Source organism: Lysinibacillus sp. RU7, assembly GCF_057837305.1.
Genome location: NZ_JBYQFK010000002.1, coordinates 40,426 through 62,565, shown reverse-complemented (window position 1 = coordinate 62,565; position 22,140 = coordinate 40,426). Strand labels below are relative to the sequence as shown.

The following is a 22,140-nucleotide window of genomic DNA, read 5'->3' as shown; positions in this document are numbered from 1 at the left end:
CAATCACAACAAGTATGAGTGGTGTTTTTCTAATAGTCAGCATGTATGCTATAATTTCTTTATTATAATTTTATTCAAAGGATGTAGTTTAATGAAAATCGGAATCGTAGGAAATTACGGAAATGATAATAACGGTGATGAATCGATATTATATGGTCTCATTGAACAAGTAAAGCAGACATTTTCCGTAAATAGCGCGGATATTACGGTGTTTAGTAATAATACGCAGCAGACATCCGAACAGTACGGTGTCAAAAGCTACCCGCTATATTATCGAAAAAAGAGTTTATATAAAACGTTTTTCAAAACATATCAAACTAACGGAAAATATGTTTCGGAATTGGACTTACTCATCATCGGTGGCGGTGGAATTTTAATGGACTTTTACCGAAGAGAAGCGCATTTGTTTAGTACATATGCTTTCATGGCGAAAAGTAGCAAAACGCCCTATATAATCTATGGCTGTGGGGCTGGTCCGCTTGATACATTCTCCGGTAAGTTCATGATTCGTCTCATGTGTAGCTATGCGCAAAATATTTCCGTACGTGATTTTGAATCGAAGCAACTGTTACAGGAAATTGGCGTTAAAAAGAATATCGAGGTTATTGGTGATCCTGCTTTTACGTTATATCGTCCAAAGCAACAATATGCGGACAAACCTAAAAAAGTGGGGCTTTCTGCTGTGCCGATGTATAATGCCAACTATTGGCCATCCGGTGATGTCGAAAAGTATGAGTCCTATGTGACAAGCATGGCAACGAACTTAGATGAATTGATTAAACATAAAAATGTAGACATTACATTTTTTGCGACGAAATATCCACAAGATGTGACCGTAACGGAAGATATTCAACAGAAAATGCGCTATGCGGACAAAACGACAATTATCGATCGAAATTTAAAGCCGGATGCATTAATTGACGTCGCCTCCCAACAGGATGTCGTGATCGGTACGCGTTTACATTCGCTTATTTTAGCCACAGATTCTGCTACACCGATTATAGCAATTTCGTATCATCGAAAAGTGCAAGATTTCATGAAACTTATTAATAAAGAAGAACGTTGTTGTTCGATCGAAGATATTACGAATAAGCGAGATCAATTGCTGCACATGTATGAAGCAGTAGAGACAGAGTGGCAGCATGTTGTAGAGACGACAAAAGCAACTTCGAAGCATCTTCATGACGAGGCAATGCGAGGTAAACAATTGATGATAAAGGCAGTGGAAGGCAAATGAAAAAGCTATTAGTAATCAGTAATATGTATCCTTCAGAGCAGCACTTATCATTCGGGATTTTCGTCAAGAATCAAGTCGAAGCTGTAAAAGCCAATGGTGTTGATGTACTTGTCGCGGCGAATGATAATCCTGCAACAGGTAAGAAAAATACAATTGTAAAATACGGGAAATGGGCATTGCATACATTATCCACAGTATTTCGTCATCGCAAATCCATTTCTGTGACACATGCGCATTATGTATTCCCATCTGGCGTGTTCTCACTGCTATTAAAAAAGCTATTTAAGATTCCGTATATCGTTACCGCGCATGGAGGCGATATTGAGCGCATGGCAAAGAAAAATGCGCGCATTCGCAGTTGGACAGAGCTGATTTTGCAAGAAAGTGAGCATGTCATTGCGGTAGGACCAGTGCTCGCTCAGCAAATTGAAGAGGAATTCCATGTGCCACGTGAGAAAATTACAATTTGTAGTATGGGTGTGAATCGTGCTGTATTTAAACCGAACGATAAAGAAGCTATGCGCGCTGAATTAGGTGTTCCTAATGATGTGTTTACGTATTTATTTGTAGGCAATGTCATTAAACAAAAAGGGATTGAAGAGCTACTCCTTGCCTTCGAGCAAGTACAAGCGCAAACCGATCAGAAAGTGAAGCTCATTATTATTGGCTCACGTCGCGATACAAATTTTATCGAAAGTCTTCAACCATTTGTTGATCAAGATGTCCAATTTGTTGATCCACAACAGCAAAAAGAGCTTGTAAAATGGTTTCAAGCGAGTGATGTATTTGTGTTGCCCTCTCATTTAGAAGGGTTTGGGCTGGTTGCGCTTGAAGCGATTGCATGTGGTACACCGGTTATTGCTTCAAAGGTCGGTGGATTAGTGTCATTACTTGGCGACGGGGCAGGACATCTTGTAGAACCACAAAATGCATCGGGCTTAGCACAAGAAATGATGAAGGCGTTACATACGCCAACATCTGCTTACTATAACGAACAAGCCGTGGCTACGATTTTACATGAACACGATGAAAAAGAAATTACGAAGCGTGTCATTGCCCTCTATGAATCTGCTATTAAAGGTGGCATAGGGCGATGAATAAATTTTTAAAAATTGTTGGAGCCGTTACACTTATTAATATTGTCGCACGTGTTTTTGGTTTCTTCCGTGAAGCGGTTATCGGTTATCAATACGGTTCTTCTAAGATAGCTGATAGTATTTTTACAGCCTATAACATTCCGAACTTTTTATATTTAGTGATCGGTGGCGCATTTACGACAGCGTTCATTTCGATTTACAATCGGAAAAAGACCGATCAACCGTTATTTATTAAGCAATCCTTTACGATAGTAGCAATGACAGGGATTGTACTGACGATTGTGATACTCATTTTCACAACCCCTATTTTGAATTTGATTTATCGAAAAACGGATTTGACAATAGAAGAGTTTGAAATGACAAAGCACTTATTTTACTGGATGATGCCGTCATCAATTTTATTAATGCTTTCTTCTTGGTATAGTGGGTTACTGAATGTGAATTCGAAGTTTCATTTATCAAGTGTGGCCATTTTAATTTATAATGTATTCTTCCTTGTGATTGGTGTGGTATTTTCTTATATTATTGGACCGATTGCTTATGGAATTAGTGCTTTAGCGAGTGCGGTTATTATGATTTTCTTCTTAATCCGTGGTTATCGTCAATTAGATTCGTATAGTGTTGAACTATCGTTCGTACGCACACAGTCGACTCGAGATTTATGGATTATGGTGTTTCCACTAGCTATTGGTGGTGGTACCGTGCAAATTTATGCGATGCTTCAGCGTTTCTTCGCCGCATTTTTAGGGTTAGGGGACAGTGCGGTTGCTATAGTGAACTATGCTTCACGACTAACGCAATTTCCGCAATCGATTTTAATTACGGCTGTGACAACGGTCATTTATCCGATTTTAAGTCGCAAGGAAGCAGAGGACGACCATCAATCGATTAAAGGGCTATATGGTAAGGGGCTACACTACTTATTACTGTTAATGGGACCTGTGACGATCTATTCTTATTTTTATGCGGAAAATTTAGTACAAGTTATTTTTGAATATGGCAAATTCACAGCTGAGGACACAGCGATTACAGCGCCTGTAGTAGGCATTTTAGCACTATCGATGCTCTTCTTAGCAGCGACTATGTATATTACGCGTTTTTACTATGCGAAGGGTGATTCCATGGCACCTGTCGTGTTAAGTATCGTAAATGTCTTTATCATCAATATTGGCGCGATGTATTTCTTTGCTGACAATGGTTTTGGCGCAGATGCGATTGCATGGGGGACATTGATTAGCTCTGTTACGAATACATTGATGTTAATCGCATATGCATCATTTAAATATGATTTGAAGCTCGGTGGTGGGTTAAATAAGGTTGAATTATTAAAGCCGATTGTCCCGTTTATTGCATTAACATGTATCATGTATATTTCTAGCGAATATTTAGTATTTGATTATAAATGGGTAACATTTATCGTCGGTATCGTTATTTTTACATTTAGTACAATCATGCTCTATATGCTATTCCGAATAAAGGAAATTAACCAAGTTTATATTAAATTAAAATCGAAATTCATCAAAACTAAATAAGGAGAAAAAGATGCTCACAGAAGAACGGTCGTTTTTCATGAGCATCTTTTTTATTAAAGTAATAAAGTGTATGTACTTACAAGTAATATATAAAATATACAAAATACTATAATTAATGTTATTTTTATGGAAAAATCCTTTATTTTGAAAGATTGTTATTATATAATGTATGTAAAATATTTGGTAGTTAATGAAAGATTAAACATCTACTAAGAGAGATAAAGGTGGAAAATTATGGCAAGAGGACGTCGAGTTAATTCAAGTGGAGAAAAAAGTAAACAATTATTGTTGGAAAAGGCGATTGAGCTCTTTTCGACGCATGGGTATCATCAAACGAAAATTAGCGATATTGTAAAAGCTGCTAATTTAACTCAGCCCACATTTTATCTATATTTCCAAAGTAAAGAATCATTATTTAAAGATTTAAATATGGAATTCCAAACACGCCTTTATGAAACTTTTGATCATGGTTTAAAACATGCGGCATGTGTACGTACGGAGTTGTTTGAAAATTTAAAAAGGGTTTTCGCTTACTTTGAACAAAATCCGCATTTAACAAAAATTGGGTTTTATGCTTCGGAGGATGCAGAGTGTGTGAAAAATAATCTTGTAAAACGAATAATCAAAATCGTTGAATTGAAACAAGATCATCCTGTAGATACGCAGACTTTAGCTGAAAGTATAGTAGGTTCAATTGAACGTTTAACATTAACGAATTTATTAACATATGAAAAAGAATCAGAAAAATTAGCTGAAGACATTGTGAATATTTACTTTGTCAAACAAGCTGAATTAGTATAACAATCAGCAACTTGCTGTCTTCCAACACTCAATACATAATTATATTTATCCAAGTACAGCCTTTTTATTACCTGGGGAATAAAAAGAGTGAGTAGTGACAAGGGCTGTTAATGCCTCATGCGCTAAATAAAAAGTGGGTGTCCAGAAAGTGTTTACTTTCTGGACACCCCTTTACTCCTTAATAATTATCCGTTAAGAAATATTGCTCCTGCGGTGGTCACATCAAAATGCCACCATCCTCGTCGCAAAGGGTCGTCTCAAAATGTCTTTTAGACGGTCCTTTACTGTTTATTTTACAGTGATGTGTAAATACGATCCTGTCTTTAGTATCTTGTTGTCTTGCCCTTTAATCGTTGGATGAATAACGAGCATATACTGATCACCTGTTGTTAATGGTTGAGTCGGTTTTACGACGAGTCTTGCGCCTTGTTTTTCCACTGAAGTAGCTACAGCTTCCCCTCCAAGTTTTACGAGTTCAATCGCCCCCTGTGGCACTGTATCGACAACCCCTTTAAAGTTAATCGTAAAGGTTTTCGTTGTAGGGACATGAAGTAATGAAGGTAATTTTTTGTAATTAGCATACTGTGCAGCAATTGCATCAGCATGTGCTTGATAAATGGCGTCCCCTGTTGTTGCTATATGCGGTTTTACCCCTATTTCATTAATCATTGTTGTCGTAGGTCCTGCAAAACGTGCCATTGTTAGTTTTAAATAGCTGCCATCAGACAGTTCATAAAATGTTTGCATAGTCCCTTTCCCGTAAGATTTTTCCCCATATAAAATCGCCGCTTGCTGATCAACTAAAGCAGCAGCAGTCATCTCAGAAGCACTAGCGCTGTAGCCATTAATGAGTACACGTGTATTCGCTGGGAATTGTACGGATTGCCTTTTCGCGTAAATTGTATATTTACCGGAGGCATCTTCATACGTGTAAGCAACTTTTGCATTTGGAAATAGACCAATGACTTCTTCGGCTGCTTGTACATAACCTCCACCGTTATTTTGTAAATCGAAAATAAACGATGTGGCGCCTTTCTTCGTTAAGTCGCGAATCCCATTTTTAACGAGTATCGCTGCATCTGTAGAGAAGGAAGCAAGTGAAATATAGCCAATCTTTCCATACAGCAGCTTTGTTGTGGCGTTTGGTAAGGAAAAGGGCTTCCTTACAATCGTTTTCGTGACGGATTGACCACTTACTTGTAAAAATGTCAGTGTAACGGTCGTATCTTCTTTTCCTAGAATAAGAGAAGAAGCATCAGAAGTAGTCATGCCAGCTGCTGACTTGCCATTAATGTGTGTAATAATATCACCACTCACAATTCCTTCTGCAAAGGCGCTGCCATTTTCAATGACATCTGTAATTAAAATACCTTTTTCATGCTGATCAATGACAATTCCAATGCCTACAGACGTCATATTAACAGCGTTCATAAATGCTTTAAATTGTTCAGCAGTATAGTATGTAGAGTAGGGATCAAGCATGTCGATTACTTGCTCAACCGTTTTTGCTTCTTGTACATTTCCATTAATTTCTCCAACATAGTAATCTTCCACATAAGCTTTGATTTCACTTAGAGGGGCAGCACTTGTTGTAACGGGTAATAGAAAAAGAAACAACAGTGCAAGTAATAATTGAACTTTTCTCAAAAAATATCACACCTTTTATTTTTAGTAACTTCATTATATAACGATTATCCAAATGATGGTTAATAATAAATAGTTAATAAAACAAAATATTATCTACTTAAAAACAAATTGACCAATATATGGTATATTACATATAATAGAAAAAAAGCGAATAAAGTAGAGAGAAGGTATTGTTTATGAAGATTCGTGGGAAATTATATGGTGGTTTTTTCATGATGACAGCTATTATTATTATTATTTCTATTTATTCAATGGGGCAGATTAATAACATTCGTTCACAGTATGATCAAGTGATTAATGATAATGTGCCACAGTTAGAAATGATAGGAGACATTAATTTTCGTATTGCTAGTCAAGGGGCCTACATACGCGCTTATTTTCTAGGTACAGAATCAGCGATGAGCAATTTAGAAAATACACAAAACATATTAGCAACTAGTTTAGATGAGTTGGCTAAATTAGCGAATACACCAGAAGCACAGCAAAAAGTAAGTGAGGCAAAGACGTTAAAAGCGCAATTTGATAGGTTAGCAAATGAAGCCATTATGTTATTTCAACAAGGACAAGAAGAGCAAGCACAAGCGATGATTGTGGATGATATTCGTCTTGTAAATGAAGGTATGGTAGCGGTAATGGTTGAACTAGAAACGATTGTTACTGAATCCTTTACATCACAGCAGGACGCGTCTAAGCAGTCAGCGTTAAATGCACTTTATATTTTAATAGGTATTTCCATCGCAGGAACGATTATTGGGCTTGTTATTACAACCGTCATTGCTCGTTTGATTGCGACACCGATTAGTAAAATAGCTGAAGCTGTCAAAGTCATTGCACAAGGGAATTTAACGGAAAAGGATCTTGCCATATCAACGAAAGATGAGTTATCAATGCTCGCTTCATCTTTTAATACAATGAAAAATACACTTCGTACACTGATTCAAGATGTCGGATTAAACACAGAACAACTATTTGCTGATGCAGGAAAGTTAACGGCAAGTACCTCACACATTAATGGTGTATCTATAGAGGTCGCTAAACATATACATGCATCGAACGATAATGCCAAAATGTCCGCAAAAGCAGCTGGGGAAAGTGCGCTTGCCATGGATGAAACGGCAGCTGGTGTTCAGCGGATCGCAGAAGCGACACAGCAAATTCACGGGGTGGCGACCGATACACTTGAATTAGCGGATACAGGTAGTAAATCCATTGATGTAGCGAAAAAGCAGATGAGCATTATTTATGATTCCACAAAAATCACAACAGGGCTTATTAAAAAGCTAACGGAACAATCAGAAGAAATTCAAAACATATCGCGTGTCATTACACAGATTACAGATCAAACGAATTTACTCGCGCTGAATGCAGCGATTGAAGCAGCCCGTGCAGGAGAACAAGGCAAAGGTTTTGCGGTGGTAGCTGATGAAGTACGAAAACTTGCTGAAGAATCCAATCGAAGTGCTGTGCAAATTGTTGCGTTAACCCATGAAATTCAGCAAGATACACGGAATGTAGAACGTTCCGTATTAGAGGGGATGCGTACAGTGGAAGACGGGGTATCCATTATTCATGACGCAGGAGATTCTTTTACAGCGATTGTACAAGCAGTAGAAAAAATGTCCGAACAAATGGAAGATGTATCCGCAGTCACGGAACAGCTTTCTGCTACCGCAGAAGAAGTAGCGGCCTCTATTCAAGAAATTGCAGGACAGGTGGATCATTCCTCAAAAATTACACAACATGTAACAGCTAATGTAGAACAACAAGTTGCTTGTATTGGTGAGATTAATGATGTATCCAATGATTTATCAAAACGTGCCGAACATTTACAAAGCCTAGTTCAACGATTTAGTGTATAAAGTAGACAAGGGGCCGTCTGAAAAGACATTTTGAGACGGCACCTTTGCGACGAGGATGGTGGCATTTTGATGTGACCACCGCAGGAGCAATATTTCTTAGTGGATAATTATTAAGGAGTAAAGGGGTGTCCAGAAAGTTTTTACTTTCTGGACACCCCTTATTTTTTATTTCTTTTTTGTTACTTGGCTAATGATGATACCAATGACAGTAGCAATAATTGATGGAATAAGCCAACCGATTGTTTGCTCATGTAATGGTAACATGCTTAGCACATTTTCTAGTGGCTCTAGTGTAATGCCAGCTGTTTTTAATCCGTCGTTGAACCCTACAATAGTTGCAACAATTAACGGTAAAATATAAATGATCCGTGCATGATCGAAGCTACCTGCAAATAATGCGACAATCATTAATACAATCGCGATTGGATAAATCATCATTAATACAGGGATAGAAATACTGATTAATTTTGCTAGACCGACATTTGAAATCGCAAAACTAAACACAGTAAAGATGATTAAATAAGCTTGGTACGACAGTTTTGGGAAAATACGTGCAAAGAATGATGCGTTCGCTGAAAGTAAGCCAACGGACGTCGTTAAACAAGCTAAAATAATAACTGCTGATAAGACGATGCTACCGAACTCGCCATACAATACTTTTGCTGACGCGGCGATGATTTGACCGCCATCCTCAGAGTAGCCAATTGCCTCTGTACTTGTAGCCCCAATATAAGCTAATGACACGTAAACAAATGATAAGCCTAATGCAGCCACAATGCCTGAAAAAATGGACACTTTTACTTGTTTTTTCACGTCAAATACACCGCGTGCTTGAAGGGCTTGTACAATGACAATCCCAAATACGAGTGCGCCAAGTACGTCCATTGTTAAGTAGCCTTGAATAAAGCTTTCAGAAAAGGCATTTGTTACATAATTGCCTTGTGCTTCACCAAATTCGCCCATTGGTGTGATGAAGGCTTTCGCAGCTAATACGACAATCACGGTAAATAAAACAGGTGTTAACACTTTGCCGATACGATCTACTAATTTTGTAGGATTAAATGCTAAGTAAAGCGTCACCCCGAAGAAAATCAATGTCGTCATAAACAATGGTATCCAGCTTTCCATTTGCCCATCTGTTAGGAAAGGTGTTACCCCGATATTGTACGATACGGCCCCCGTACGTGGAATGGCAAAGAACGGTCCAATGGATAAGTAAACGATGGATGTAAAGATAATCCCGAATACTGGGTGTACACGATTCGATAAAATTTGTAGATCCCCACCGTTTTTTGCAACAGCAATAATAGCGATAAGTGGTAAGCCGACCCCTGTAATTAGGAAGCTAATAATAGAAATCGCGAAATGTTCCCCAGCTTGTTGTCCTAATAATGGTGGGAAAATGATATTACCGGCACCTAAAAATAGTGCAAATAGCATAAATCCGACAGCTAAATTTTCTTTGATAAATCCTTTGTTGCTAGACATATTGTCAAAAACTCCTTTAATTATGGAAAAGCCGAAACTTTCAAAAAATTTATTTGTCACATACAAGAATGGATTCTATCATAAAAAAATGATGCTGCCTACTCCTTTGATGAAATTTCTTTGTTAATTTTGAGAAAATTGCTGGTTTAAAAGGATTTAAACTAATAATTTGCTATATTTCTAGTAATTAAGTCTATTGTTTTAGCTAGATTACTTTATGTAAAATGATAGAAAAGAGTTGGAAGGTGTGGTTTTTATGAGAAAATGGCAGTTTATTTTAGCTTCTGCTGCAATGGCGACAATAGTAGTGACACCAATTGGCGAAGCAGCGACACATTATAAGGTAGAAAAAGGCGATACTCTGTCCAAAATTGCTACAAAACACAATACAACAGTCGCTCTATTAAAAGAATGGAATAGTTTACAAAGTGACCGTATTTATGTAGATCAAAAACTCATTATTTCCACAAAGCACGGTAGTAATTCAAATGGATCATCATCCACTGGTACAAATGTTGGAGTGACTAACAAGCCAAGTTACGATAAGCCTAAAGTTAGTACATATACTGTTGTAAAAGGTGATAATTTAACGAAAATTGCCGCCAAAAATAAGACGACAGTAGCGAACCTAAAAGAATGGAATGGTTTAACGTCAGATAAGATTGCTATTAATCAACAGCTGATCATTCTACAAGGAGGACAGGGCTTGAATGATTCAGTCGATCCTATAGTCCCAGGAGATCAGTCAATGACTGGCACACAGCAACCTAGTGAGACAAGCGCGGATGAGGAAATTGCAAAGAAATTAGCCTCTGAGACAAAAATCATGAAAAATCCAAGTGTACAAAACATTGAGAAATATAGCAAAACCGTTGAGTTAGCCCATTCATTGCTTGGAACACCATATGCTTATGGTGGAAATTCGGTAAACGGCTTTGATTGTAGTGGGTTTATCAATTATATTTATACGAATACGGGTATAGATATTACACGTAAAAGTAGCTTAAATTACTTTATGAACGACACGACAATAGTAGCTAATCCTATACCAGGAGATATTGTATTTTTTAAAAACACATATATTTCAACGATTTCTCATATGGGCATATATATAGGAGATAATCAATTTATCCATGCAGGTACATCGGGCGTTGAAATTTCCAATTTATCATATGACTATTGGGACGAGCGTTATGTAGCATTTAAGCGATTTAATGTAGTGCAATAACACTGTAGTCGGGACTAATATAAGCCGAAAGAGATGTTTGAAAAAGCGGTCGCTTTTTCGACATCTCTTTTTTACATATAGAAGTTTTGTATTACAAATATTACAGAAATTATAAATATAAAGATAATAATGTAAGTCGATATGTAATGAAAAAAATAGAAATATAAAGAAAACATTGATATAAAAGGTGTTAGTAGATTGTGTAACAATTTTCCTAAAGAGGTTTTACGTAACTGACTTGTTACATAACTGTAATGTTATAAAAGGCTTACTCATGATAATCTTATAACAGTTAAATTATTTAGATAATTTAGTAGAATTAAAACTAGTATTGGAGGATTACAATGAATAATTCAGTATTATTAAAAAGTACTATTATTACTTTCTTAGCAGCATTAGCAATTTTCTTTTCACCAGTAATCGGAGAAAATAAGGCAGAAGCTTCGACAATTTCTTCTGAGGATATTACGACAACAGCCCAAAAATTCATAGGTGTAAAATACCGATATGGTGGTACAACAACGGCTGGTTTTGACTGCTCTGGTTATGTGCGTCATGTATATAGCGAACTAGGTGTATCATTACCACGTACATCAAAGTCTATGTACGATACTGGTACGGCAGTTGAAAAGTCAGATTTAGCGGTTGGAGATTTAGTGTTCTTTAACACTTCAGGTAGCGGTATTTCACACGTGGGAATTTACATTGGCGACAATAAATTTATTCACTCAATGACTGGTACGGGCGTAACAACTACTGATATCAATGATAAATGGTATTGGGGTAGCCGTTACGTAGGTGCTAAGCGCGTAGCAACTGTAGAATAATTCAATTAGAGAACGATTCATAGTAAAAATCCAATATGGTATTGAAGGAACCTCTTAGCTTGTCATGACAAGTTAAGAGGTTTTTTAGTGTGAAAAAATTTTGAAAGAGCCAACCTATACGCCAACCGAGCAAAAGCCTAGGCTATCCGAGCAAAAACACAATCTATCCGGTCAAAACTCAAAAACTTCATCAAAAAATCCGCAAATCCCGTAAAAAGGGATTGCGGATTTTTATCTATTATTGTGGAACGCGTGCAGTCCAGCGAGAAAGGTCAGCATCTTCAGCGTTTACTAAGTCAGCTGGGAAGATGAATGTCCACGGCTTTGTGGAATTTGGTTGTACCGTTAACACTGGATCCATTTTAAATGACCCTTTTGCTACAAGTTTAGCATTTGCGTCCACGATTTCTAAAGGTAATTGTTCCAAGTTGATTGCTTTGTCATTACCATTTCGAATGAAGATGGATGCGTGTAATGATTGATCGTCATTTAAGCGCACTTGTAAGCCCGTAAAGTTTACTTCTTGCTTCCCTAATTTCGGTAAATCTTTTACAATTTCCGCAAGCTTTTCTTGCTGCTCTTTCGGTAATTGTTTTTTCCAAGTTTCATCTAGGTCTAATTGATGCCCACGTAATGAAATTAAGTTAAAGGCGATTGTCCAACCTTCTTCAGGTACTTCATTTCCTTCAATAGAAGCTTGATCGAACTCGAACACCCAAGGGCGGGCACTGTTTGGTGGGATGACACCTAAGTCTTTAAAATTAAATGTTTTCGCACCAAGGCGATTGCCTTCTTTATCTAATAATAATAATTCGATTTCGCCAAGTTCAATTGGTTGCGATAGAGAAGAACGGAAAAAGGCTTTGACATTCCAAGCACTCGTTTTTTTGTCTTCTTCGATATTAATCGCTGCAAGAGATAATTGGTTAGGTTTTAATGGCTGTAAATCATTAGCTAAGAAGTTAAATACATATTGTTGCTCTTGTGGTACATGCCAGTCTGGGTGGAACGACAGTTTTGTTTGTACTTCTGATTTTGTGCTAAGTCCAGCTTTTTTCCCTGTTAAGTCTTTTGAATCAATCGCTGAATCTTTCCCGACTTTATCTGATTTTTTAAAGAATGAAAATAAACCCATTATACTTGTTCCTCCTGCGTTTGAGTCGTTAATGATTTCATGAAAATGACAAGTTCTTCTACGATTTGACGGCGTAGTTCTTGATAGTTTTTCCCGAATAGCTCTAAGCCTTCACGCTGATAAATACGCATCGGATCTTCTTGTTGGTATTGGCGTAAGCCGATTCCTTCTTTTAAATGCGCCATTTGTTCAAGATGTTTTACCCACATACGATCGATGTACGCCAGCATAACGCCAGGAATTACTTGCATCATACGCTCGTTCTCACTGTACGTATCAATCATGTTTTTAATTTCATCGATTTGTGGCTGCATACTCGCTAAAATGCGCGTCACTTTGCTTTCTTGACGGTCGATTGTAATCGGTGTTAAGAATAGGGAATTGACGGTACGCTCCATCTTATCGAAATCCCACTCAAACATGTCTAGCTCTTCAGGTGCATTTTCACGAACGGCAAAGTCTACCGTTTCATCGAGCATCGTTTTTAATTTACCGAGTAAATCTTCGTGTGCTAGTACGCTATTACGTAATGTGTACACCACTTGACGCTGATCATTAATAACATCATCTAATTTTAAGTTGTATTCACGCATAGAGAAGTGTGCTCCTTCTACAATGCGCTGTGTACGGTCGACTAATTCATGGACTTCTTTGTTTAAAACGCGGCCAATTTCATTTGTTTGTAATTTCTTGTTAAATTTCTCTAAATCTTCTTTTGCGAAGCGTTTTAGCATATCGTCTTCAAGGGATAGAATAAAAATACTTTCACCAGGGTCTCCTTGACGACCTGAACGTCCGCGAAGCTGGTTATCAACGCGGCGGCTTTCGTGTTTTTCCGTACCGAGTACACATAGTCCGCCAAGTTCGTGAACGCCTTCCCCAAGCATAATGTCTGTTCCGCGACCGGCCATGTTTGTTGCCACGGTAATACGTCCTTTTTGCCCAGCCTCTGAAATAAGCTGTACTTCTTGTTCCACTGTTTTCGCATTCAACAGTTGATGAGATAAGCCATATTTTTTTAGGCAATTCGACACAGCTTCAGATTGTAAAATGGATGTTGTACCGATTAATACCGGTTGTCCATTTTCATGACGGCGTAATGTTTCTTGTGCCACATATTCGTACTTTTGTTCAATTGTTTCGAATACGATATCTTGTTGGTCTATTCGTGCACGCGGACGGTTTGTCGGAATTTGGATAACGCTCATCCCGTATACTTCACGAATTTCTTTCTCTTGTGTTTTGGCTGTACCTGTCATTCCGGATAATGAAGGGTACATGCGGAAATAGTTTTGAATCGTGATTTGTGCCTGGGCTTTGTTTTCCTCAGTAATAGTCACGCCTTCTTTAGCTTCGATGGCTTGGTGTAGACCGTCAGATAATGAACGACCTTCCATAATACGTCCTGTGAACATATCGACTAGTTCGATTTTGTCGTCACGTACGATGTAATCGACGTCACATGTGAACATCACATGTGCGCGCACAGCCTGAATGACGTAATGGTAAAGTGTTTGGTGTTCTAAATCGTATAAATTGTCGACACCGAATGCAGCTTCTACTTTTTCGATTCCTTTTTCTGTTAAGGAAGTCGCTTTTGTTTCATCATCAAACTCGTAATCTTCATCTACTACGAAGCGTTTTGCTAGCATTGCAGCAATTTGATGAAGCTCAGCATTGGCCATCATTTTACCAGCAATAATTAATGGTGTTTTGGCTTCGTCGATTAAAACAGAGTCTACTTCGTCAATGATAGCGAAATGATAAGGACGCTGTACTTTATCAGCAATTGTATGCGCCATATTATCACGTAAGTAGTCGAACCCAAATTCTGTGCCGACACCATATGTAATATCTGCGTTATAGGCTTGTTTTTTCGCAGCTGGTTCCATCATTGGTACGTTTAAACCAACTGTTAACCCTAAAAATCGGTGAATTTGTCCAATTAACTCGAAGTCACGCTTAGCTAAGTAGTCATTTACCGTAATCACGTGAACGCCTTTGCCTTCAAGGGCACGTACGTATGATGGTAGGGAAGCGACTAATGTTTTCCCTTCACCTGTAGGCATTTCGGCGATATTGCCTTCTGTTAGTACGAGGCCACCGATTAATTGCACGTCGAAATGACGCATGTTTAATACACGTTTAGAAGCTTCGCGCACAACTGCAAATGCTTCAGGTACAATTTGCGGAATCGTTTCGCCGTTTTCTAAACGTTCTTTAAATACTACAGTCATATGCTGAAGCTCTTCGTCTGTCATCGGGGCAAACTTGTCTTCTAGCTTATTAATCTGATCTACAATTTTATAGTATTTTTTTAGCTCTCGAGCACTTGTTTGCTCTTTGTTACGATTGAAAATTGAGAACATCTTTTTACGCTCCTTTAACTTCACCCACATATTAGTAGGTACTAAATTATTTTATCAAACTTTAAAAAAAATGACTACCAATGGCAGAAAACATTTTAATAAGAAGAAAGTGGTAAAGTTATATTTTGGAATAATATGAATTTAAATGGTAAAGAATGTTCTGTGTTAAATTGAGAAATGCTATGTTTTATAGAGTAGACATGCTATAATACATTTGATTAAAAGTGTAGATTATTTTTCTTAAGGAGGAGAGACATGCTTTACGTGTCTTTAATCGTGGCGGTACTTGCTGCCATTTTACTAACTCCACTTGTAAAACAGTTAGCTTTTCGCATAGGTGCTGTTGATGCCCCGAATTATCGAAAAGTACATGCGCGTATTATGCCACGACTTGGTGGTTTAGCGATATTCGGTGCGTTTTTAATCGGTGTTGCTATATTAAGACCGGATGGCGAAAATATGTTAGCTATTGTGTTAGGCGCAACGGTCATTGTCATTACAGGCGTTTTAGACGACATGTACGAAATTTCGGCAAAAGCAAAAATGTTAGGACAATTAGTGGCCGCATGTATTATCGTATTTTTCGGTGACATTCAAATTCAGTTCATCAACTTACCATTTGATGATGGGACATTAAGCTTTGGTTTATTAAGTATTCCGTTGACAATTCTTTGGATTGTTGGAATCACGAATGCGGTTAACTTAATTGATGGTCTTGATGGTTTAGCAGCGGGTGTATCAACTATTGCATTGATTACACTAGCAACGATGGCGTTTACTCTGAGTGACATGTTTGTAGTAGCGATCGCCGCTATTTTAGCAGCGAGCACATTTGGCTTCCTGTTTTATAATTTCCACCCTGCGAAAATTTTCATGGGGGATACAGGTGCCTTATTTTTAGGGTTTATGATTGCGGTATTGTCGTTACTGGGCTTTAAAAATATAACAATGGTCTCATTCATCGTTCCTGTTATTATGCTTGGTGTGCCTATTTCGGATACATTCTTTGCAATTGTACGTCGTCTACGTATGAAACAGAAATGGTCAGATCCAGATAAATCACACTTACATCACCGCTTGTTAGATTTAGGTTTTTCGCATCGCCAAACGGTGTTAATTATTTATGGTATCGCGACGTTATTCGGTTTAGCAGCGATTATCTTCTCGATGTCAACTGTATGGGGCGCTATTTTACTGATTACGGTCATTTTAGTCGCAATTGAGCTATTTGTAGAGGTAATTGGGTTAGCAGGTAAAAATTACCGACCTCTTATTAATTTTGTAAGAATGTTTAATAAGTAACTAAAAGTGGATAATCAGCTACTATCTTCGGATGGTAGCTTTTTTTGTTTGGAAATATGATTGGGCAAAGTTGGTTTATGCCCGCATAGCAAGTCGTTATGACCGTTCGAAGAGTTAATCTTCGTTTCCTCCTGTTATTTACAATAAAAAAGCCACCCACCAATATCGGTGGGTGGTAACGGATTATTGAGTTTTTAAATTTAATGATGCATCTGAATGGGTATGTTCATTTGCCTCGTTTACAGATCCATCAGAAACATGTGTAGTATCTGGCGTTAAGCCGAGATGACTTTGTAAAATATGTTTTGTTTCTTCAAGTGATTCTTGGTCTAGCGCATAATAGTAAACGCCTGTCGACCAATCATCGTAGCCCGCTAGTGTTAATGTATCCACACGAGGTACACCATCTGTTAAGTAGCTAATAAATGACTTCATTTCTTTAAACGTCATATCTGTTTTCATGTTATCGCCTACAGCTTCGATGACATCATCGTATTTCGTAATAGCAGAAGCTGTAGCGGCTTTAGTGATAATCGCTTTAAGAATTTCTTGCTGACGTTTCCCACGTTCAATATCACTATCCAGCTTACGTGTGCGGGCAAGGGCTAACGCTTCTTTACCGCTTAGTTGTTGTAAGCCAGGTTGTAAATTAATTGTATTACGGTCGAATTCATCTTTTTCAAGCATTGCATAAGGGACTTCTGCTTCGATACCACCTAAAGCATCGACAACATCAATGAATGCATTGAAATTCATGCGTACATAATAATCAACAGGAATGTCGAATAATTCTTCCACCGTTTCAATTGTTGCTAATGTACCGCCGAGCGCATGGGCGTGCGTGATTTTATCTTTATAGCTAACATACGGAATGTATACGTAAGAATCCCGAGGAATACTTAACAATTTAATTGTTTTGGTTTTGTTATTTAACGTAGCGAGCATTAGTGCATCAGAACGCGAGCCTTCTGCGCCTTGCCCACGTGTTTCACTATCATCAATTCCGATAAATAAAACGGACACATTGTCTTGTAGGGGCGCCGCTTTTACTTCACGTTTATCGGATACTTCACGATTTTCTACGACTTCATATGCCTTGTTGACGGCATGTTCGGCTTTTTTCGATAAATACACACCGTAAGTGGTTACGCAAATAAGCGCAGATGCTGCTAAGATTAGTGTTATTTTTAGAATGAGGCCAAATTTTGACGAGCCTTTTGTCCTCTTCTTGTTCGGTTTACTCATAGTAATTCTCCTTATATAGGAATAATGTTCTGGGGGAAATTTTTTCAATAAGATTAATTATACTAGGTTTTATTGAGAGCGTAAATGGGAATTACTTTAGGAAATCACGAATTCGACAAAATGTTTTTCGACACAAGTAATCATAGCTTGCCCATTTGTGAGTTCGGTCACCCAGTGAATAAATGCCTCTTCTTCATCTTTTAACACAAACACATATAATTCAACACCGTCAGTATATTGGATGTCGCGTAGTGTATAATGAGATCCTCGTACTTCATTTTCTACTTTGCCAAGCCATGTATAGTCGATTGTTACTTTCATGACATGATGCAATTTACGTTCTACCACTTGAGCGGCTTGGATACCTTCAGTTGTCGATTTGCCATATGCGCGGATTAAACCGCCACCGCCGAGTTTAATCCCTCCAAAATAGCGTGTTACAACAACCACTGTGTCTTGTAGTCCCTGTTTCTTTAACACTTCTAGCATTGGGACGCCTGCCGTACCACTAGGTTCCCCGTCATCATTTGCTTTTTGAATGTGATTATGTTCCCCAATTAGATAGCATGAGCAGTTATGGGTAGCATTTGGGTGTAGTTTTTTAATTTTGTCAATAAAACACAGTGCTTCGTCCTCTGTCTCTGCTCGATCTACATAACAAATAAATCTTGATTTTGAAATAATAATTTCATGTTCTCCGTACCCTTTTACTGTTTTATAGTCTTTTCGCATTATGATAACTCCTTTAAATTCCAAAAAATATGCTTGATAGTACTTATAAAATTACTTAAAAATTGTTTATAAAATGGTATAATAGTGTAGAATTATTATGTTTAAGCGCTATTAGATGTGTTTTGCCTCCATGATTAGCAATATCTAAGTAGAATGGGGAATTTATTATGTTTTCAAATGATAAACTCGATATTGCTTCACTTGATGTTATATTTAACAGAATGCTTGAAACAATTACAAGCTCTAAAAATGATATTTTTATTATAAGCGAACAAAGCCGAAGAAGCTTTGAAGACATGGAAAAAGAGCTTGAAATTGTTCGTCAAGAAATTGGTCTTATTATTAATGAGGCTGATCATTTAGAAGCAAAATCGCAACTTTCTAAGCAACGTCTCGTCCAAGTAAGTAAGGCCTTTGATAATTATAGCGAAGAACAAGTGCGAAATGCATATGAAATTGCAAATGATATACAAATCAAGTTATTGCTAGCACGTGAAAAAGAAAGACAGCTGCGTAGTAAAAGAGATGATTTAGAACGTCGAATGAAAGCACTATATGAGACAATCGAACGTGCCGATCATATTGTGAATCAGGTAAATGTCGTCATTAATTATTTGACTTCAGATTTGAAAAATGTCGGGCTTGCTTTAGAACAGGCAAAAATTAAGCAAGACTTTGGTATACGCATCATTGCTGCACAAGAGGAAGAGCGAAAGCGACTATCGCGAGAAATTCATGATGGACCTGCCCAAATGATGGCCAACGTGCTGATGCGCTCAGGATTAATTGAACGTACATCTCGTGAAAAAGGGATGGATGCTGCTATACAAGAGCTAGCGGAATTAAAAGTAACCGTTCGAAATGCTCTTTCCGAAGTACGGAGAATTATATACGATTTACGACCAATGGCATTAGATGATCTAGGCATTGTGCCAACTTTAAAAAAGTATTTATCAACTGTAATGGAATATAATTCAGGCGTAATGATTCATTTTCAATCGATTGGAAAAGAGCAACGCATTTCGTCAAATCATGAGGTAGCGATATTTCGACTTGTTCAAGAATGTGTTACCAATGCCTTAAAACATGGGCAACCAAAAGAAATAAGTGTAAAATTAGAGTGGTTATATAACGATATAAACATTGTCGTGAAAGACGATGGAAAGGGATTTGACCAAGAAAACGTGAAAGAGCAGTCATTTGGGATTATCGGGATGAAAGAACGTGTCGATTTACTAGATGGACAGATGCAGATTCATAGTGTAGTAGGTAAAGGGACGATTGTAATTTTTAAAATTCCATTTCCTGATGTAGAAGAATAACAGGATAGAAAAAAGATTGATTTTAGGGGGTAACAGAAATGACAAAAATTATTATTGTAGATGATCACCAATTATTCCGTGAAGGAGTAAAGCGTATTTTAGATTTTGAAGATACCTTTGAAGTAGTAGCCGAGGGAGATGACGGTACAGAGGTCGTCAATTTGTATAACCTGCATAACCCAGATGTTGTACTGATGGATATTAACATGCCGAAGAAAAATGGCGTGGAGGCAGCAGCCGAATTAATAGCAGAATGCCCAGAAGCGAAAATTATTATGTTATCCATCCATGACGATGAATCATACGTAACACACGCATTAAAATCAGGTGCGCTTGGTTACATGTTAAAAGAGATGGATGCAGATGAAATCGTCGAGGCGATTAAAGTAGTTGCAAACGGTGGCTCTTACTTACATCCAAAAGTAACGAAAAACCTAGTAGCAGAATTCCGTCGCCTGTCAGAGCACGAAAACAAAGGGAACTTCCATCAAACGGAAATTCGCCGTCCATTCCATTTATTAACGAAGCGTGAATGTGAAGTGCTACAGCTACTTACAGACGGTCAATCAAACCGTTCAATCGGCGAAACGCTATATATCTCTGAAAAAACAGTGAAAAACCACGTTTCAAGCATTTTACAAAAAATGAATGTAAATGACCGTACACAAGCGGTTGTAACAGCTATTAAAAATGGCTGGGTAGAAGTACGATAATGAGTTGAGTTGAAAACCTGCTAATCTAAGGATTGGCAGGTTTTTTGGCGTACGGAGGTGCCGATGTGGTACCACCGTGGTACCGCCGTTGTACCGGGGAAGTACCATCGAAGTGCCACCTTTGTCCCCGGTACGTACCATCTTACACAAAACCAAAAATCAAAATTGAGCGAAAAAAGTGGACCAAATTCAAAATTTCAGCATTTGCGGAAAAATTACTTTATATGTATAATCGCGGAAAATTATAAAGGAGAATGCATGTGCCAAGAAAACAAAGGGTGTGGAGTCCAGAACATTATGATCATGTTGTGATTCGTGGGAACAACAGACAAAATATTTTTGGAAGGGCGGAGGATGTATTTCACTGGTTTCAAATTTTAGATGATGTATATAGAGAACATTCTTTTACTATCGCTGCTTATTGTATTATGACAAATCATGTCCATCTATTAATTCGTTCGCCAGAAGAACCTCTTAGTAAAGTAATGATGAAGGTGAATAAAAGATATTCGAATTATTTTAAAAGGAAATATGGATATAGTGGACATTTATATGAAAAACGTTATTTCGCTAAAATGGCGAAAGGAACAAGAGCTTTGCTAGATATCAGTGCTTATATTCATCGCAATCCAATTCGCACAAATCCTCCAATAGTGAGCACGATGGAAGAGTATCCATACAGTAGCTATCATTTAATTAAAGAAGGAATAAAACCTGCTTTTGAATTTATTAATTATAGGCCATTGATCGAGGCTGTATTGGGGCAATCGAGTGATGAGTATTGCTCCTATTGTGAAAAAGGGTTTGATAGAATGGGAGGTATATAACGGGTACCACCATTGTACCGGGTACGTACCAGCGAAGTACCACCGTGGTACCGGGTACGTACCACCGAAGTACCACTTTTCTCGCAACATTCAATACTTTATTTCGTCATTACATATGAGAATTGTGCTACAATATTGCGCGGGAGGGTTTAGACAATGAAAAAATGGTTATTAGCACTAGTGACAGCGGTCGTCCTAGCTGCTTGTGGTGATACGGATACAGCAGAACAATCATCGAAAACAACAGAGCAAATCATTGAAGAAGGTACGATTGGTTTTGAAGTGTTAGGTGATTCCATTGAGGAAGCGACAAATGTTCCTGAGGCAGAAAAAGCAGCGGTGATAGCGGCATTTAATGAATACATTGATGCGTTTAACTCTGGTGATGCAGAACGCTACGGGAAGACAACAGCAGTCAATGCAGTAGGTTTTGACTATGAACAAGATGTAGCCGCGTATAAAGAATACTTTGAACAATACGACTACATTATTAAAACAGCAGAAGATGTGACCATTACAAAATATAGTGAAGATGAAGTGCAAATATATGCGAATGTTACGACAAAATTATTAGAGGCTGGATCAGATGAGGAACTGTCAGATCACGGTCGACAAGTGACGGTTTTTGTAAAAGAAGAAGGAGCTTGGAAGGTTACAAGCATTCATTATATTGGCAATATGAATTAAACGAGAGCGTTCTGTGGACAAGTACACGGAACGCTTTTTTAATAGATAATTGAGCGATAAATAGTTGTTGTCTAGATTTGTCTATCTTGCAC

At 37.8% G+C, this 22,140-nt stretch carries 18 protein-coding genes; 12 read left to right on the top strand and 6 right to left on the bottom strand.

Annotation, left to right across the window (positions count from 1 at the left end; genetic code table 11):
* Window positions 1-91: 91 nt before the first annotated feature.
* The 4 genes from AC3II9_RS02020 (at window position 92) to AC3II9_RS02005 (ending at window position 4,667) form a co-directional block, all read left to right on the top strand.
* On the top strand, window positions 92-1,237 hold the full coding sequence (locus tag AC3II9_RS02020; RefSeq protein WP_489152817.1) for a polysaccharide pyruvyl transferase family protein: 1,146 nt from the start codon (window positions 92-94) through the stop codon (window positions 1,235-1,237).
* Window positions 1,234-2,334 (top strand): glycosyltransferase, encoded by a 1,101-nt coding sequence (locus AC3II9_RS02015; RefSeq protein ID WP_489152816.1) that lies wholly within the window; start codon window positions 1,234-1,236, stop codon window positions 2,332-2,334. The genes AC3II9_RS02020 and AC3II9_RS02015 overlap by 4 nt, the downstream gene beginning before the upstream one ends.
* Window positions 2,331-3,866 carry a murein biosynthesis integral membrane protein MurJ gene (gene murJ / locus AC3II9_RS02010; RefSeq protein ID WP_489152815.1) on the top strand — a complete coding sequence of 512 codons (1,536 nt, stop codon included), beginning with the start codon at window positions 2,331-2,333 and terminating at the stop codon, window positions 3,864-3,866. Before AC3II9_RS02015 ends, murJ begins: the two co-directional genes overlap by 4 nt.
* A gap of 234 nt (window positions 3,867-4,100) precedes the next feature.
* Window positions 4,101-4,667 carry a TetR/AcrR family transcriptional regulator gene (locus AC3II9_RS02005; RefSeq protein WP_489152814.1) on the top strand — a complete coding sequence of 189 codons (567 nt, stop codon included), beginning with the start codon at window positions 4,101-4,103 and terminating at the stop codon, window positions 4,665-4,667.
* A 288-nt stretch (window positions 4,668-4,955) separates the two neighbouring features.
* Here AC3II9_RS02005 and AC3II9_RS02000 read toward each other — a convergent pair whose 3' ends face one another.
* On the bottom strand, window positions 4,956-6,314 hold the full coding sequence (locus tag AC3II9_RS02000) for a S41 family peptidase (protein WP_489152813.1): 1,359 nt from the start codon (window positions 6,312-6,314) through the stop codon (window positions 4,956-4,958).
* A gap of 176 nt (window positions 6,315-6,490) precedes the next feature.
* Between AC3II9_RS02000 and AC3II9_RS01995 the strand changes: the two genes are divergently transcribed.
* The gene (locus tag AC3II9_RS01995) at window positions 6,491-8,173 is read left to right on the top strand and encodes a methyl-accepting chemotaxis protein (RefSeq protein ID WP_489152812.1); all 1,683 of its coding nucleotides are present in this window, start codon (window positions 6,491-6,493) and stop codon (window positions 8,171-8,173) included.
* Window positions 8,174-8,338: 165 nt separating this feature from the next.
* On the opposite strand, the gene brnQ is transcribed toward AC3II9_RS01995, so the two are convergent.
* On the bottom strand, window positions 8,339-9,661 hold the full coding sequence (gene brnQ / locus AC3II9_RS01990; RefSeq protein ID WP_489152811.1) for a branched-chain amino acid transport system II carrier protein: 1,323 nt from the start codon (window positions 9,659-9,661) through the stop codon (window positions 8,339-8,341).
* Window positions 9,662-9,917: 256 nt separating this feature from the next.
* On the opposite strand from brnQ, the gene AC3II9_RS01985 reads away from it, so the two are divergent.
* Window positions 9,918-10,889 carry a C40 family peptidase gene (locus AC3II9_RS01985; RefSeq protein ID WP_489152810.1) on the top strand — a complete coding sequence of 324 codons (972 nt, stop codon included), beginning with the start codon at window positions 9,918-9,920 and terminating at the stop codon, window positions 10,887-10,889.
* Between the two features lie 344 nt (window positions 10,890-11,233).
* A complete protein-coding gene (locus tag AC3II9_RS01980) occupies window positions 11,234-11,716 on the top strand; it encodes a C40 family peptidase (protein ID WP_489152809.1) in 483 nt (160 codons plus the stop codon).
* Between the two features lie 238 nt (window positions 11,717-11,954).
* On the opposite strand, the gene AC3II9_RS01975 is transcribed toward AC3II9_RS01980, so the two are convergent.
* Both AC3II9_RS01975 and secA2 read right to left on the bottom strand, forming a co-directional pair.
* Window positions 11,955-12,851, bottom strand: a complete 897-nt coding sequence (locus AC3II9_RS01975) for an accessory Sec system S-layer assembly protein (protein ID WP_489152808.1) — start codon at window positions 12,849-12,851, stop codon at window positions 11,955-11,957.
* Window positions 12,851-15,220: an accessory Sec system translocase SecA2 gene (gene secA2, locus AC3II9_RS01970; protein WP_489152807.1), complete on the bottom strand. Its 2,370-nt coding sequence runs from the start codon at window positions 15,218-15,220 to the stop codon at window positions 12,851-12,853. Before secA2 ends, AC3II9_RS01975 begins: the two co-directional genes overlap by 1 nt.
* A gap of 255 nt (window positions 15,221-15,475) precedes the next feature.
* Between secA2 and AC3II9_RS01965 the strand changes: the two genes are divergently transcribed.
* Window positions 15,476-16,522, top strand: coding sequence for a glycosyltransferase family 4 protein (locus AC3II9_RS01965; RefSeq protein WP_489152806.1), 1,047 nt, complete (start codon window positions 15,476-15,478; stop codon window positions 16,520-16,522).
* A gap of 183 nt (window positions 16,523-16,705) precedes the next feature.
* Here AC3II9_RS01965 and AC3II9_RS01960 read toward each other — a convergent pair whose 3' ends face one another.
* Together AC3II9_RS01960 and AC3II9_RS01955 are read right to left on the bottom strand one after the other, a co-directional pair.
* Entirely contained in the window at window positions 16,706-17,767 is a 1,062-nt protein-coding gene (locus AC3II9_RS01960) for an LCP family protein (protein ID WP_489152805.1), read from the bottom strand.
* A gap of 96 nt (window positions 17,768-17,863) precedes the next feature.
* A complete protein-coding gene (locus tag AC3II9_RS01955; protein WP_489152804.1) occupies window positions 17,864-18,499 on the bottom strand; it encodes a YigZ family protein in 636 nt (211 codons plus the stop codon).
* A gap of 167 nt (window positions 18,500-18,666) precedes the next feature.
* Between AC3II9_RS01955 and AC3II9_RS01950 the strand changes: the two genes are divergently transcribed.
* From AC3II9_RS01950 to AC3II9_RS01935, 4 genes are all read left to right on the top strand, one after another.
* Window positions 18,667-19,821, top strand: coding sequence for a sensor histidine kinase (locus AC3II9_RS01950; protein WP_489152803.1), 1,155 nt, complete (start codon window positions 18,667-18,669; stop codon window positions 19,819-19,821).
* A 38-nt stretch (window positions 19,822-19,859) separates the two neighbouring features.
* Window positions 19,860-20,534, top strand: coding sequence for a response regulator transcription factor (locus AC3II9_RS01945; RefSeq protein WP_489152802.1), 675 nt, complete (start codon window positions 19,860-19,862; stop codon window positions 20,532-20,534).
* A gap of 260 nt (window positions 20,535-20,794) precedes the next feature.
* Window positions 20,795-21,361 carry a transposase gene (locus tag AC3II9_RS01940; RefSeq protein ID WP_489152801.1) on the top strand — a complete coding sequence of 189 codons (567 nt, stop codon included), beginning with the start codon at window positions 20,795-20,797 and terminating at the stop codon, window positions 21,359-21,361.
* 156 nt (window positions 21,362-21,517) lie between these two features.
* Entirely contained in the window at window positions 21,518-22,048 is a 531-nt protein-coding gene (locus AC3II9_RS01935; protein ID WP_489152800.1) for a DUF4440 domain-containing protein, read from the top strand.
* The last annotated feature ends 92 nt before the right edge of the window (window positions 22,049-22,140 follow it).

Bases quoted from the DNA above. Each gene is read 5' to 3' on its own strand.
- AC3II9_RS01935 (WP_489152800.1), top strand. From the start codon at position 21,518: ATGAAAAAATGGTTATTAGCACTAGTGACAGCGGTCGTCCTAGCTGCT.
- AC3II9_RS02020 (WP_489152817.1), top strand. From the start codon at position 92: ATGAAAATCGGAATCGTAGGAAATTACGGAAATGATAATAACGGTGAT.
- AC3II9_RS01995 (WP_489152812.1), top strand. From the start codon at position 6,491: ATGAAGATTCGTGGGAAATTATATGGTGGTTTTTTCATGATGACAGCT.
- brnQ (WP_489152811.1), bottom strand. From the start codon at position 9,661: ATGTCTAGCAACAAAGGATTTATCAAAGAAAATTTAGCTGTCGGATTT.
- secA2 (WP_489152807.1), bottom strand. From the start codon at position 15,220: ATGTTCTCAATTTTCAATCGTAACAAAGAGCAAACAAGTGCTCGAGAG.
- AC3II9_RS02005 (WP_489152814.1), top strand. From the start codon at position 4,101: ATGGCAAGAGGACGTCGAGTTAATTCAAGTGGAGAAAAAAGTAAACAA.
- AC3II9_RS01975 (WP_489152808.1), bottom strand. From the start codon at position 12,851: ATGGGTTTATTTTCATTCTTTAAAAAATCAGATAAAGTCGGGAAAGAT.
- AC3II9_RS01980 (WP_489152809.1), top strand. From the start codon at position 11,234: ATGAATAATTCAGTATTATTAAAAAGTACTATTATTACTTTCTTAGCA.
- AC3II9_RS01945 (WP_489152802.1), top strand. From the start codon at position 19,860: ATGACAAAAATTATTATTGTAGATGATCACCAATTATTCCGTGAAGGA.
- AC3II9_RS02015 (WP_489152816.1), top strand. From the start codon at position 1,234: ATGAAAAAGCTATTAGTAATCAGTAATATGTATCCTTCAGAGCAGCAC.
- AC3II9_RS01985 (WP_489152810.1), top strand. From the start codon at position 9,918: ATGAGAAAATGGCAGTTTATTTTAGCTTCTGCTGCAATGGCGACAATA.
- AC3II9_RS01960 (WP_489152805.1), bottom strand. From the start codon at position 17,767: ATGAGTAAACCGAACAAGAAGAGGACAAAAGGCTCGTCAAAATTTGGC.
- AC3II9_RS01950 (WP_489152803.1), top strand. From the start codon at position 18,667: ATGTTTTCAAATGATAAACTCGATATTGCTTCACTTGATGTTATATTT.
- AC3II9_RS01965 (WP_489152806.1), top strand. From the start codon at position 15,476: ATGCTTTACGTGTCTTTAATCGTGGCGGTACTTGCTGCCATTTTACTA.
- AC3II9_RS01955 (WP_489152804.1), bottom strand. From the start codon at position 18,499: ATGCGAAAAGACTATAAAACAGTAAAAGGGTACGGAGAACATGAAATT.
- murJ (WP_489152815.1), top strand. From the start codon at position 2,331: ATGAATAAATTTTTAAAAATTGTTGGAGCCGTTACACTTATTAATATT.